General features: G+C 71.5%; 14 protein-coding genes. 6 read left to right on the forward strand and 8 right to left on the reverse strand.

Annotated features, from left to right (window positions below):
- The first annotated feature begins 145 nt into the window (after positions 1-145).
- The 3 genes from ACZ7FF_RS02685 to ACZ7FF_RS02695 all read left to right on the forward strand — a co-directional run bounded on the left by ACZ7FF_RS02685 (position 146) and on the right by ACZ7FF_RS02695 (position 2,764).
- Entirely contained in the window at positions 146-460 is a 315-nt protein-coding gene (locus tag ACZ7FF_RS02685) for a hypothetical protein (RefSeq protein WP_470808863.1), read from the forward strand.
- A gap of 502 nt (positions 461-962) precedes the next feature.
- On the forward strand, positions 963-2,330 hold the full coding sequence (locus ACZ7FF_RS02690; protein WP_470808864.1) for a DUF2252 domain-containing protein: 1,368 nt from the start codon (positions 963-965) through the stop codon (positions 2,328-2,330).
- A gap of 164 nt (positions 2,331-2,494) precedes the next feature.
- Positions 2,495-2,764 carry a hypothetical protein gene (locus tag ACZ7FF_RS02695; protein ID WP_470808866.1) on the forward strand — a complete coding sequence of 90 codons (270 nt, stop codon included), beginning with the start codon at positions 2,495-2,497 and terminating at the stop codon, positions 2,762-2,764.
- 16 nt (positions 2,765-2,780) lie between these two features.
- Here ACZ7FF_RS02695 and pspAB read toward each other — a convergent pair whose 3' ends face one another.
- The 3 genes from pspAB to ACZ7FF_RS02710 form a co-directional block, all read right to left on the reverse strand.
- Entirely contained in the window at positions 2,781-3,365 is a 585-nt protein-coding gene (gene pspAB / locus ACZ7FF_RS02700) for a PspA-associated protein PspAB (RefSeq protein WP_470808868.1), read from the reverse strand.
- A 32-nt stretch (positions 3,366-3,397) separates the two neighbouring features.
- The gene (htpX, locus tag ACZ7FF_RS02705; protein ID WP_470808869.1) at positions 3,398-4,318 is read right to left on the reverse strand and encodes a zinc metalloprotease HtpX; all 921 of its coding nucleotides are present in this window, start codon (positions 4,316-4,318) and stop codon (positions 3,398-3,400) included.
- Between the two features lie 189 nt (positions 4,319-4,507).
- Positions 4,508-4,765, reverse strand: coding sequence for an SCO2583/SCO2584 N-terminal domain-containing protein (locus ACZ7FF_RS02710; RefSeq protein WP_470808871.1), 258 nt, complete (start codon positions 4,763-4,765; stop codon positions 4,508-4,510).
- 271 nt (positions 4,766-5,036) lie between these two features.
- Between ACZ7FF_RS02710 and ACZ7FF_RS02715 the strand changes: the two genes are divergently transcribed.
- Positions 5,037-5,267 carry a hypothetical protein gene (locus ACZ7FF_RS02715; protein WP_470808873.1) on the forward strand — a complete coding sequence of 77 codons (231 nt, stop codon included), beginning with the start codon at positions 5,037-5,039 and terminating at the stop codon, positions 5,265-5,267.
- 254 nt (positions 5,268-5,521) lie between these two features.
- Complete coding sequence (locus ACZ7FF_RS02720; RefSeq protein ID WP_470808875.1) at positions 5,522-7,528, forward strand: SpoIIE family protein phosphatase; 2,007 nt, start codon at positions 5,522-5,524, stop codon at positions 7,526-7,528.
- 118 nt (positions 7,529-7,646) lie between these two features.
- Here ACZ7FF_RS02720 and glnA read toward each other — a convergent pair whose 3' ends face one another.
- Positions 7,647-9,056 carry a type I glutamate--ammonia ligase gene (gene glnA, locus ACZ7FF_RS02725; RefSeq protein WP_470808877.1) on the reverse strand — a complete coding sequence of 470 codons (1,410 nt, stop codon included), beginning with the start codon at positions 9,054-9,056 and terminating at the stop codon, positions 7,647-7,649.
- A 210-nt stretch (positions 9,057-9,266) separates the two neighbouring features.
- Here glnA and ACZ7FF_RS02730 point away from each other — a divergent pair, with 210 nt between their 5' ends.
- Positions 9,267-9,737 (forward strand): RDD family protein, encoded by a 471-nt coding sequence (locus ACZ7FF_RS02730; protein WP_470808879.1) that lies wholly within the window; start codon positions 9,267-9,269, stop codon positions 9,735-9,737.
- 145 nt (positions 9,738-9,882) lie between these two features.
- Here the strand turns inward: ACZ7FF_RS02730 and ACZ7FF_RS02735 are convergent, their stop codons facing one another.
- The 4 genes from ACZ7FF_RS02735 to lipB form a co-directional block, all read right to left on the reverse strand.
- The gene (locus ACZ7FF_RS02735; RefSeq protein ID WP_470808880.1) at positions 9,883-10,584 is read right to left on the reverse strand and encodes a DUF4191 domain-containing protein; all 702 of its coding nucleotides are present in this window, start codon (positions 10,582-10,584) and stop codon (positions 9,883-9,885) included.
- A 60-nt stretch (positions 10,585-10,644) separates the two neighbouring features.
- Positions 10,645-10,842 (reverse strand): SCO2195 family GlnR-regulated protein, encoded by a 198-nt coding sequence (locus ACZ7FF_RS02740; RefSeq protein ID WP_470808881.1) that lies wholly within the window; start codon positions 10,840-10,842, stop codon positions 10,645-10,647.
- 230 nt (positions 10,843-11,072) lie between these two features.
- Positions 11,073-12,038 (reverse strand): lipoyl synthase, encoded by a 966-nt coding sequence (gene lipA / locus ACZ7FF_RS02745; RefSeq protein ID WP_470808882.1) that lies wholly within the window; start codon positions 12,036-12,038, stop codon positions 11,073-11,075.
- 108 nt (positions 12,039-12,146) lie between these two features.
- The gene (gene lipB, locus ACZ7FF_RS02750; protein WP_470808883.1) at positions 12,147-12,944 is read right to left on the reverse strand and encodes a lipoyl(octanoyl) transferase LipB; all 798 of its coding nucleotides are present in this window, start codon (positions 12,942-12,944) and stop codon (positions 12,147-12,149) included.
- Positions 12,945-13,021 lie beyond the last annotated feature (77 nt).

Raw genomic sequence — 13,021 nt, forward strand, 5'->3', positions numbered from 1 at the left:
CACCGTCTTCCCCCTGAGTCACGGGGGCCTCGAAAGCCCTTGTGGCCAGGGGCTTTTGTCAGTGGGGGGTCGTAGAATAGAAGCAGTGTTCGAGGGCGTCGCCGGACTGTCCGGCCGGTGCCCTGACCGCGACAGGAGGATGCCCGTGCCCGCTGCCGCCCTGAAGCCGAAGCCGTCGCCGACCCAGTCCACCGCCAAGCGTTCCGTGCTGTTCGACTCGCCCTACGAGCCCGTGGCGAAGCGGCCGTTGCCGGCCGGACGGCCCCGCGAGTGGTACGTCACCCACAACCGGCGCCTCAAGGCCATGCGCCTCGCCATAGCCCTGCTCGACTCCGGCGTCTACCTGCCGGACCAGGCCCGCGACGACACCATCCGGCGCACCGCCGAGAGGATCGGCATGCGCCCGCCGTCCGACACCACGTGCCGCATGGTGCGGGCGTTCATGCGCTACAACCGCTGACCCCACCACCGGGCCCCGCCCCGAACGGGCGCCCGGTGGACCGCGCCGCCCTCCGGGCCGCCGGGCCCCCCCACCGCGCGGGCGCCCGGCGCGCTTCACCGGCCTCGGGGTCCGCGCCGGGCTCCCGAGCCTAGTGCGTGCCCCACCGGCCTCCGGTGCGCCCGGCGTCTCTCCATCGGGCGGGACCACCGGCCTCGGGATCTGCGCCGCGCTCCCGAGTCCAGTGCGAGCCGTGCCGGCCTCAGGGGTGCCTCGGGCTCCCGAGCCGAGTGCGTGCCGTGCCGGCTTCCGGGGCGCGCCGGACTCCGGCACCGAGCCGCTGCCCGGCGGGCCCGGCGGCCTCCGGGGCATCGTCGGCCCCTCCACCGAGCGCGTGCCCGGCGTGCCGGGTCGGCCGCGTCACCCGTTCGCCGGGTTCCGCGTGCGCGGGGGTGGTACCTCCGCCTTGACTGCGAGCAGGAGGTGACGGGAGCAGCGGGAGACCGCGGAAAGGGGTCGCCGTATGAGTTCCCCCGAGGACCGCTCCGGGCGCGACGCCCCCGTGGAGCGCGCCCGGCGCGGCAAGCAGGCCCGCAAGCACGTCTCCCGATCGGCGCACGCCTTCTGGCTGCCGTCCGTCGGGCGGCCCGATCCCGTCGGCGTGCTGGAGCGGCAGGGCCGCGACCGGCTGCCCGAGCTGCTGCCGGTGCGGTACGGCAGGATGGCCGCCTCCCCGCTCGCCTTCCTGCGCGGGGCCACCGCCGTGATGGCCGCCGACCTCGCCGCCCAGCCGCACACCGGGCTCACGGTCCAGCTGTGCGGCGACGCACACCTGCTGAACTTCGGGCTGTACGGCACCCCCGAGGGCGGGCTCGTGTTCGAGCTCGACGACTTCGACGAGACCTTCCCCGGGCCCTTCGAGTGGGACGTCAAACGGCTCGCGGCCAGCGTGGCCCTGGCGGCCCGGGAGAACGGGCACGGCCGGGCCGGGACCCGCGCGGCCGCCCAGGCCGCCGCCACCGGGTACCGCACGGCCATGCGCCGGCTGGCCGGACTCGGCGAACTGGCCGTCTGGTACGAGCGGGCCGACACCGCGAGCCTGCTGCCGCTCGTCCGCTCCGGCCGGCCCGGGCGCCGCTCGGGCGCCACTCTCACCCGCCCCCGCCGCCGCACCCGTCCGCACACCCTCGGCAAGCTCAGCGAGGTGGTCGACGGCCAGCGGCGGATCATCCACGACCCCCCGCTCCTGGAACCGGCCGGGGCCTCGGACACCGCCTCGCTGCGCAAGATCTTCAGCGACTACCGCTCCACCCTCCCCGAGGAGCGCCGCCGCCTCCTCGACCGCTACCGGTTCGCCGACGCGGCCCGGGAGGTCATCGGCGTCGGCAGCGTCGGCATGCGCTGCTTCGTCGTGCTGCTCGCCGGGCGGGACGCCGGCGACCCGCTGTTCCTGCGGATCAGGGAGGCGCGCAAGTCGGTGCTGGAGGAGCACCTGCCGAACGGGCCGTACCTGCATCCCGGGCAGCGGGTGGTCGCCGGGCAGCGGCTGCTCCAGTCCGCCCCCGACCTCTTCCTCGGCTCGATGACCGGCCCGCAGGGCCGCGCCTTCTACTGGCGCCAGCTGAGGGACGCCAAGGACGCGGCGGACGTCGCCGGCATGGGCCCGGCGGCCCTGCTCCGGTACGCGAGGCTGTGCGGCACCGCCCTGGCCCGGGGCCACGCCCGCTCCGGCGACCGCATCGCCGTGGCCGCCTACCTCGGCGGTTCCGACACCTTCGACCGGGCCGTCGCCGAGTTCGCGCTCGCCTACGCCGAACAGACCGTCACCGACCACGCCACCCTCGGCGCGGCCATCGCGGCGGGCGTGGTCCCGGCGGCCCCGGAGGTCTGAGACCGGCGCCCGGCCTCCGCCGGGCGCCGACGGCAGCCGCCGCGCCCCGCCGTCGTACCCGCGCCGGAAAACGGGATGCAGCCCCGGGAGCGCCCTCCCTACGCTGAAAACGGCACGAAGCCGACCCATCCCACCCCGGCACACCCACCCCGCGGAGGTCCGTCATGCGTGGCGTCGTCGCGACCGGGACGGTCGTCCTGGTCATCCTCGGATTCGGAGACCACCTCTGGTGGCTCGCCGCCGTCGCACTGCTGTGTCTGTACACGAGACCCGGTCGCGGTTCGCCCGGCACGGCGCCGCCCGCCGCAGGCCCGCCGCCCGACAGCTACCGGGCCTACCGGGAGCGCCGGGACCGGCAGGCCCGCTGGGAGCGCCGCTACCGGCGCGAACGCCCCTTCGAGACCCGCCGGCAGCAGCGTGAGAAGAGCGGGTGAGCACGGGTGCCCCCGGTCACAGACCGGGGGCACCCCACACCGGGAACCACCGGCCCAGGTCCGGCTCGACCCGCAGATCGCTCGCGAGCAGGGACTTCACCTGGAGCTCCAGCGGGTTGTCCCGCCGCTCACCGGCCCCGGGCAGCGGCGCGAACGGGTAGAAGGTGCCCCGCTTGTACAGGTAGACGAGCGCCAGCCGGCGGCCGCCGTCGTCGGTGAACACGGCCAGCGAGCACAGCAGCTGCGGGCCGAAGCCGTTGACCTCCATGGAGCTGTTCACCGCGTGCAGATCGTTGACCAGCTGCGGCAGCTGGTCGGGGGTCCGCTCGGACACCAGCCAGGAGTACCCGTAGCCGTCCCGGCGCAGCTCCACCGGCGGCCCCGAGCGCTCGGCGTCCGCGTCGAGCAGCGCCTGCACCTCCCGGTGGGTCTGCTCGAAGGCCGCGCCCTCCACCGTGGCGAAGCACACCGCGCCGCCTCCGGTAGGCGTGAACCCGGCCGCCGCCTGGAGTGTCACGGCCGCCGAAGGCAGCGCGAACAGCTGGTCCAGGTCCGGGGCGACCGGTTTGGTGCGCCCCAGCAGGATGTCCAGCAGCCCCAACGCTCAGCCCGCCTTCCGTCGCAGTGTCATGTTCAGTCCGCCGCCCCCGGAAGGGCGGCCTCGCCCAGCTCGGCGGAGATCCTGCCGAGCTGGTCCAGCCGCTGTTCCAGGGTCGGGTGGGTGGAGAAGAAGCGCTCGATGCCGGGCTCCTTGCCGGTCGCCGGCGTGAAGTAGAAGGCGTTGAAGGCCTGGGCCGTGCGCAGGTCCTTGGTCGGGATCCGGGCGATGTCCCCGGTGACCTTGGTGAGCGCGGAGGCCAGCGCCGAGGGCCGGCCGGTCAGATGCGCGGCGGCGCGGTCGGCCGCCAGCTCCCGGTACCGGGACAGCGCCCTGATCAGCAGGAAGCTGATCGCGTACACCGCGGCCGAGACACCCATCACGGCGGCGAAGACCGCCGCGGTGTTCTGGTCCCTGCGGCCCCCGCCGAAGATCTGGGAGTAGAAGGCGAACCGTACGAGCAGTCCCGCGATCACGCCCAGGAAGGAGGCGATCGTGATCACGGCGACGTCCTTGTGCGCCACGTGCGACAGCTCGTGCGCGAGCACGCCCTCCAGTTCGGCGGGCTCCAGCCGTCGCAGCAGGCCCGTGGTCACACAGACCACGGCGTGGTCGGGATTGCGGCCGGTCGCGAACGCGTTCGGCATGTCCATCGCGGACACGGCGACCACCGGTTTGGGCATGTCGGCGATCGCGCACAGCCGGTCGACGACCGCGTGCAGTTCGGGATACTCCTCCCGCTCCACGACCCGTCCGTGCATGGCGAACATCGCGATCCGGTCGGAGAACCAGAACTGCGCCACGAACATGGCACCGATCAAAACGACGACCAGCAGCCAGGACTTCAGCAGCACGATCAGGGCGGCGACGAAGCCCACGTACAGCAGTCCCAGCAGGAACATGGTGACCGTCATCCGCACGGTCAGCCGCCGGTCGCTCCTAAAGCGGCTCTGCATCTTGCATCACCCCGCAGTCAGGCACTCGTCCCGCTGTCCAGTGTGCACCTGCCGCCTCCCATGAACAGGCCCGGATCGGCCCTGCTGCGGGCAAAGCTTCCCGGTGGGAGCGGGTCCGGTCGTCCCCGGCCCACGTCACGGCCCCGCCCCCCACCTCGCCGGCGGCCGGCGGCCGGCGGCCCTTTGGCCTCAGTACCCCGATCGCACCTGGGCGTACCCCAGCAGGACGATCACCACGGCGACACAGCCCAGCACGACCGCCGTCGACACCCAGGACGAGCGGCGCGGCTCCCGGGTGTCCGGGTCGGCTCGGAACGGCGCCGGGTTCGGCGGGTTCTCCTTCCAGCGCGCCGCGAGCATCCGTGCCCGGGCCGAGGGCTCCTTGTGCTGGGCGGAGTTCGCCCACCTGTGATCGAACTCCCGCTCCCAGTCGTCCAGTTCAGACATCCCCGTTCAACCTCTCTCGTCCGGCGGAGTGCAGGAGGATGATCCCCCGAGAATAGGAAGCATGGGAAGCGGCAAAGGTTGCCCAGGATGCCGGGGTGTCGGCGGGCGCTTAGCATCGAAATGAAGCCGCACCGAGGGGTGCCCGATGATGTATGCCCCTCCTTCTGGTACTCGTGCGGCGCCCTACGGCCGCGCCGGACTCTCACTCCGAGGTCGCGGGCCATCCGACTCGTGCCCGGAAACCGCACGAGGGTGGAAGGAAGGTGGATCCATGAATGCACATCGCGCGAGGCGACTCGCCGCAATGTCCGCCGTCGGCGTGCTGATGGCCGGTGGAGCCGCGATCGGCTCCGCGGGCGCCGCGTCCGCGGCCACTCCGACCCAGCACATCACCAACCGTGGCTGCTACTTCAACAACTGGTGGGGCGGCAACTGCTTCAACCGCGGCAACTTCTTCCGCAACAACTACAACAACGTCCCCGTCGTCGTGATCGTGGTGTGACGGCGCCCTGACGGCGGTCCCACACACACGGCCGAGGGCCGCCACCCGGAACGCTCCCGGTGGCGGCCCTCGGTGCTGCGGACGGCGCCGGACCCGCCGGGTCCCTGCCCCGGCGGGTCCGGCGCACCGACCCTAGACTCAAGGGGACGGGCTCACCGCGAGACCGCCCCGCCGGTGGCTCGACCACCCATTCGTGCGCAGGGCAGGGGATGCGCATGTCAGGTCCACGAAAGAGACGCGCGCGTGGGGGGCTGGTGCCCCTCGCCGCCGTCGCCGGTGGGCTGCTCGCCCTGCTGATCGGGCTCGCCTTTGGGATGCTGCTCTGGACGATCATCGGACTCGGCCAGTCGACGGCAGCCGACCACCGAGCTCAGATGGCGCTCGCCCAGGCGCGAACGGTCGACGGACTCGTCGTCGACCTGGAGACGGGCCAGCGCGGCTTCGTCATCACCGGGGAGAAGCAGTTCCTCGAACCGTGGCAGAACGCCCGGACCGCGTTCGCCGGCCAGGCACGGCAACTCGAGCGCCTCAGCACCACCCCCGGCCAGAAGGCGCTGGCCCGGCAGATCAGGCAGGCCGGCGAGTCCCTCATCCACGACTACTCGATCCCGCTGGTCGCGGCGGCGAGCCGGGGGGATCCCCGCGCCCGCGACGTGGGGGCGACGCTGGAGGGGAAGCGGCGCGTCGACGCGCTCAGGAAGCAGTTCGACCGCTACGATTCGGCCCAGGAAGCCCTGGTCGCCTCGCGTGAACGCGCGGCCAGCGGTGACGTCCGGGAAGCGGTCGTGGCGGCGTCGACCGGCCTCACCGGCTCGATGCTCCTCATCGCGATCTTCGCCGGGTATCTGATCCGGGCGGTGGTCTGGCCGGTCCGCAAGGCGGCCGGTGTGGCGTCCCGGCTCGCCGGCGGCGACCTCGCCGCACGGATGCCGGAGTCCGGCAGGGGCGAGATCGGGCAGCTCGGGGCGGCGTTCAACACCATGGCCCGCTCGCTGCAGGAGAGCCGTGAGCAGGCACGCCACGCCCACGAGCGCCTCGGACTGCTGTACGAGGCCAGCACCGTCATCGGCACGACTCTCGACGCGGAACAGACCGCACGGGAACTGGTGCGCGTGCTGGTCCCGCGCTTCGCCGACTTCGTCACCGTCGATCTGGCCCTGCCCGTCCTGCTCGTCGACGAGCCGCACGCCGACCAGGGCGCATGGGCTCGCCGCGTCGCACTGGGCGGGGTCCGCGACGGCCCCCCGCTCGACCCCGTGGGCTCACAGATCGCTCTCGCGGCCGCTACCGCGACCTTCGTGCCGGACCTTCGCAGCTCCTTCGTGTGGCAGGCCCGTCACGGACAGCAGGCGGGCAAACTGCTGGCCTACGGCATGCACTCGCTGATCAACGTCCCGCTGTCCTCACGGCGCACGCTCATGGGGGCGGTCGGCCTCTGGCGAGCGGACAACCCCAGCCCGTTCGCGGAGGACGAGCTGTCCGACGCCCGGGAGATCGCGGCCAGGGCCGCCGCGGCGATCGACAACGCCCTCCGCTACGCCCGCGAGCACGACACGGCACTGACGCTGCAGCGGAGCATGCTGCCCCGCAGCTTCAGCCCTCCCCGCGGCATCGAGATCGCCCACCGCTACCTGCCCGCCTCCGACGCGGGTGAGGTGGGCGGCGACTGGTACGACGTGGCGGCCATGACCCTCGACCGGGCCGCCCTGGCCATCGGCGACGTCATGGGGCACGGCATCCCCGCTGCCGCCGTCATGGGGCAGATGCGCAGCACACTGCGCGCCCTCGTCCGCCTGGACCTGCCCCCCGACGAGCTGCTGCACCACCTCGACCAGGCGATGCAGGACCTCGACGGCCCGATCCTGGCCACCTGCCTGTACGGCGTCTGCGACGCCGCGGCCAACCGCTGCCGGCTCGCCCGGGCCGGGCACCCCCCACCCGCCCTGATCACCCCCGACGGCACCGCCCGCCTCGTCGACCTGCCCTCGGGCGCACCGCTCGGCATCGGCGGCATCCCCTACACGACCACCGAGATCCCCGTAGCTCCCGGGACCGTGCTCGTCCTCTACACCGACGGCCTCGTGGAAGCCCGGGAGCACGACCTCGACGACCGCCTGGACGAGCTGGTCCGTCTCCTCGCCGGTACCCATCCGTGCCTCGACGAGCTGGCCGACACCCTCATCGACCGCCTGGCCCCGACCCCCGCGCAGGACGACATCGCCCTCCTCATCGCCCGCGTCGGGGCCCCGGCACCCCGCTGAACGGCCCCGGGGCCCGGAGCCGGAAAAGCCGCCGGCCGGCTCTCCCGTGCTGGGAGAGCCGGCCGACGGCCCACACACGGCCCGGGGGAGCGGTCACCCGCTCCGGCCCGGGGCCAGGTCACACGTCGAAGTAGAGCTCGAACTCGTGCGGGTGCGGACGCAGCTGCAGCGGCGCGATCTCGTTGGTCCGCTTGAAGTCGATCCAGGTCTCGATCAGGTCGGACGTGAACACGTCGCCCTGGAGGAGGAACTCGTGGTCGGCCTCGAGCGCGCCGAGGACGGCGTTCAGCGAGGTCGGGACCTGCGCGACGTTCGCGTGCTCCTCGGGAGCCAGCTCGTACAGGTCCTTGTCGATCGGCTCGGCCGGCTCGATCTTGTTCTTGATGCCGTCCAGGCCCGCGAGCAGCAGCGCCGAGAAGGCGAGATACGGGTTGCCGGAGGAGTCGGGCGCGCGGAACTCGACGCGCTTGGCCTTCGGGTTGGAGCCGGTGATCGGGATGCGCATGGCCGCGGAGCGGTTGCGCTGCGAGTACACCAGGTTGATCGGCGCCTCGAAGCCCGGCACCAGACGGTGGTACGAGTTCACCGTCGGGTTGGTGAAGGCGAGCAGCGACGGGGCGTGCCGCAGGATGCCGCCGATGTAGTAGCGGGCGGTGTCCGACAGGCCCGCGTAGCCGGCCTCGTCGTAGAACAGCGGGTCGCCGTTGCTCCACAGCGACTGGTGCACGTGCATGCCCGAGCCGTTGTCACCGAAGATCGGCTTCGGCATGAAGGTCGCGGTCTTGTTGTTGCGCCAGGCCACGTTCTTCACGATGTACTTGAAGAGCTGGAGGTCGTCGGCGGCGGCGAGCAGCGTGTTGAACTTGTAGTTGATCTCGGCCTGGCCGGCGGTGCCGACCTCGTGGTGCTGGCGCTCGACCTTCAGGCCGGACTTCTCCAGCTCCAGGGAGATCTCGGCGCGCAGGTCGGCGAAGTGGTCGACCGGGGCCACCGGGAAGTAGCCGCCCTTGTAGCGGACCTTGTAACCGCGGTTGTTCTCCAGGGCGCCGGTGTTCCAGGCACCCGCCTCGGAGTCGATGTGGTAGAAGGACTCGTTCGCGGTGGTCGAGAAGCGCACGGAGTCGAAGACGTAGAACTCGGCCTCGGGACCGAAGTACGCGGTGTCCGCGATACCGGTCGACGCGAGGTAGGCCTCGGCCTTCTTCGCCACGTTGCGCGGGTCGCGGGAGTACTGCTCGCCCGTGATCGGGTCGTGGATGAAGAAGTTGATGTTGAGCGTCTTGTCCCGGCGGAACGGGTCCACACGGGACGTGGACAGGTCGGCACGCAGCGCCATGTCGGACTCGTGAATGGCCTGGAAACCGCGGATCGACGATCCGTCGAAGGCCAGCTCCTCGTCCGGGTCGAACGCATCGACGGGCACCGTGAAGTGCTGCATGACGCCCGGCAGGTCGCAGAATCGGACGTCGATGAACTTGACGTCCTCGTCCGCGATGAACTTCTTGGCCTCGTCGGCGTTCTGGAACATCCAGCTCCTCCTACTCCCGACCGTCCTCGCCGGGGTGGTAGATCGTTCGTGCGGCCAGTGCGGTGGCACACGCTCGGCACGACCCTAGGGACGGGTGATTTCTCGGGCGTGACCCGTTTGTTTCGCAGAAGTTAACCGGTCAGGCTTCCACCCTAGCCCCGGGACACCCCGGCGTCCCGGGGTCGTTCCGGGACGCAGTACCGTGTTCGGGTGGACAACAGGCAGGCAATCGGATCGTGGCTCTCCGGGCCGCGCGCGGCTATGGAAGACGCCGGCGCGGACCTCGGGTACCGGGGAGAGCAGCTGGGTCTCCCCGAGGACGGGCCGAACTCGATCGCCCGGCCCGGCAGGCGGCTCGGCGCTCTGGCCGTGGACTGGGGGCTGTGCGTCCTGATCGCATACAGCTTGATCACGGACGGCTACCGGCAGGCCAGCACGAGTAACTGGGCGCTCGGGGTCTTCTTCGTCATGAGCGTCCTGACCGTCGGCACGATCGGCTTCACCCCGGGCAAGCGCCTCTTCGGCCTCCGGGTCGTGGCCCTGGAGACCGGCACGGCCAACCCGCTGCGCTCGGTGCTGCGCACGGTCCTGCTGTGCCTCGCGATCCCCGCGCTGGTCTGGGACCGGGACGGCCGCGGCCTGCACGACCGGATCGCGAAGACCGTCGAGGTCCGCGCCTGACGCCGTCGGCGCCGCGGCACGGCACGGAGGTCCACGGCACCGACGCTGAAGGAAGCGCCACGGCGACGACGCCGAAGGGGGCGCCCGGAGTGATTCCGGGCGCCCCCTTCGGCGTAGGACGAGATCAGGGGCGGAACGGGGAGGACTAGCGGCCCCGCTGGCCGCCCTTCGGCAGCTTCATGCCCCTCGGCATCGGTCCCTTGGGCACCGGCATGTTGCTCATCAGGTCGCCCAGGGCCCGCAGCCGGTCGTTGGTGGTGGTCACCTGGGGGCCGGTCAGCACGCGGGGGAGCTTCAGCATGGTCGTGCGCAGCTTCTTCAGCGCGACCAGGCCCTCGCCGTTGCCCACGATGACGTCGTGCACCGGCACGTCGGCCACGATGCGGTTCATCTTCTTCTTCTCGGCGGCCAGCAGGCTCTTCACCCGGTTCGGGTTGCCCTCGGCGACCAGCACGATGCCGGCCTTGCCGACGGCCCGGTGCACCACGTCCTGGCTGCGGTTCATCGCCACCGCCGGAGTCGTCGTCCAGCCCCGGCCGATGTTGTCCAGCACCGCCGCCGCGGCGCCCGGCTGGCCCTCCATCTGACCGAAGGCGGCCCGCTCGGCCCGCCGGCCGAACACGATCGCCATCGCCAGCAGGGCGATCAGCAGACCGAAGATGCCCAGATAAACCGGGTGGCCGATCAAGAAGCCGATCGCGAGGAACACACCGAGGGTGCCGATGCCGACGGCCCCGAGTACCAGACCGATCTTCTTGTCGGCCTTGCGGGTCATCTTGTACGTGAGGGCGATCTGCTTCAGTCGCCCGGCATTCGCGGCGTCCGCCGCGGTTTCCTTCCTCGCCATGCCACGAAGTCTACGTGGCCCCGGGAGTGCCGACGACGGCAGTGCCCGGTGAGCAAGGACTCAGGGGCGGCGGGCGGCCTGCTCCATGAAGTGCTGCGCCTCGACCCTGTCCTTGGCGCGACGGCGGTCCTCCAGGACGGAGGTCCAGGCGTTGCGGCGAGCGGTGCGCTGACCGCCGCTCATCAGCAGCGACTCTACGGCGCGGAGTGCGTCGGTGAAGGACGGGATGGCGTTGGCGCGAACCGGCGCGGCCTGCATGATCGAGGTCCCCCCTCGGATCGGGTGGTGTACGAGGCGTGATACCAGAGTCACTGATTGGTGTTACCAGGGCGTGACCGACCGGTCAAACACCAATGAAGCCTTGATGCGGAGCCCGCAAACACTGACGCGGCCCTGACGTGTGCCCTCATCAGCGAGGACGGTCAGGACCGCGTCGACTCGGCCATTACTGGCCAGTAGCTCCTTGTGCGTGAATTCACACGGTTTGCTCACACCGCCTGGGTGGCGATGTAGGCGCCGCGCTTCTCGACGGCCATCCGGTACAGGCGCCCGGCCCGGTACGACGACCGCACCAGCGGGCCGGACATCACACCGGAGAAGCCGATCTGCTCGGCCTCCTCCTTCAGCTCCACGAACTCCTGCGGCTTCACCCAGCGCTCGACGGGGTGGTGGCGCACGGACGGGCGCAGGTACTGGGTGATGGTGACCAGCTCGCAGCCGGCGTCGTGCAGCTGCCGCAGCGCCTCGCCGACCTCCTCGCGGGTCTCGCCCATGCCGAGGATCAGGTTGGACTTGGTGACCAGGCCGAAGTCGCGGGCCTCGGTGATCACCTTCAGGGAGCGCTCGTAGCGGAAGCCGGGGCGGATCCGCTTGAAGATCCGGGGCACCGTCTCGACGTTGTGCGCGAAGACCTCGGGCCGGGACTCGAAGACCTCGGCCAGCTGCTCCGGGACCGCGTTGAAGTCGGGGGCGAGCAGCTCCACCTTCGTACGGCCGTCCCCGCGCCCGGCGGTCTGCCGGTGGATCTGGCGCACGGTCTCGGCGTACAGCCAGGCGCCGCCGTCCTCCAGGTCGTCGCGGGCGACGCCGGTGATGGTGGCGTAGTTCAGGTCCATGGTGACCACGGACTCGCCCACGCGGCGCGGCTCGTCGCGATCGAGCGCCTCGGGCTTGCCGGTGTCGATCTGGCAGAAGTCGCAGCGCCGGGTGCACTGGTCGCCGCCGATGAGGAAGGTCGCCTCGCGGTCCTCCCAGCACTCGTAGATGTTCGGGCAGCCGGCCTCCTGGCACACCGTGTGCAGGCCCTCGCTCTTCACGAGGCTCTGCATCTTGGTGTACTCGGGACCCATTTTCGCCCGGGTCTTGATCCACTCGGGCTTGCGCTCGATGGGGGTCTGGCTGTTGCGGACCTCCAGGCGCAGCATCTTGCGTCCGTCGGGTGAGACTGCGGACACGACCGGCTCCCTGTGACTTCGATTCTTCGGCGCACACCAGGGTACGCCCGTGCTAACTGAGCCCTTCCGGTGAGGCCAACCTGGCTGCCGCAGGGCGCATTCCCCCGATCAGGCGGAGGCCCGCTCGATCTCGCGCGGCCTGAGGTCGGCGTTCTCCAGGATCTCCGTCAGGTGCTTCTCCGCCACCGGCAGCACGTCCTCGACCGTGATGTCCCGGCCCAGCTCGTTGGCCAGGGAGGCCACCCCGGCGTCCCGGATCCCGCAGGGGATGATCCGGTCGAACCAGCGGTTGTCCGGGTTCACGTTGAAGGAGAAGCCGTGCATGGTGACGCCCTTGGCGACGCGGATGCCGATGGCGGCGATCTTGCGGTCCTCGCGGCGCTGGCCCGCGTTGGAGGGGGCGTACTCGGGGCCGTTCAGCCGGGGGTCGAACTCGTCGTCGGTGAGCCGCGGGTCGAAGTCGAGGGAGAGCCCTCCCCCGGCCGGACGCCGCTCGACCGGGTCGCCGAGCACCCACACCCCGCTGCGGCCCTCGACCCGGGTGGTCTCCAGGCCGAACTCGGCGCAGGTGCGGATGAGGGCCTCCTCCAGGCGCCGTACGTGCGCGACCACGTCGACCGGCCGGGGGAGCTTCTGGATCGGGTAGCCCACGAGCTGGCCGGGGCCGTGCCAGGTGATCTTTCCGCCGCGGTCCACGTCGATGACCGGGGTGCCGTCCAGCGGGCGCTCGCTGTCCTCGGTGCGCCGGCCGGCCGTGTACACCGGGGGGTGCTCCAGGAGCAGCACGGTGTCCGGGATCTCGTCGGCGAACCGGGCCGCGTGCACGCGGCGCTGCTCGTCCCAGGCCTCCTGGTAGTCGACGGCATCCGCGCCGAATCCCATGCGGACGAACCGCAGCTCACTCACGGCAAGCGCCTCCCTCGCGATGTCAGGCATGTAAAGCGCCCACGCCACTGTACGTCCGTCCGGGCTACGTCAGCCCT

The sequence above is a fragment of the Streptomyces sp. NPDC037126 genome (assembly GCF_055605965.1).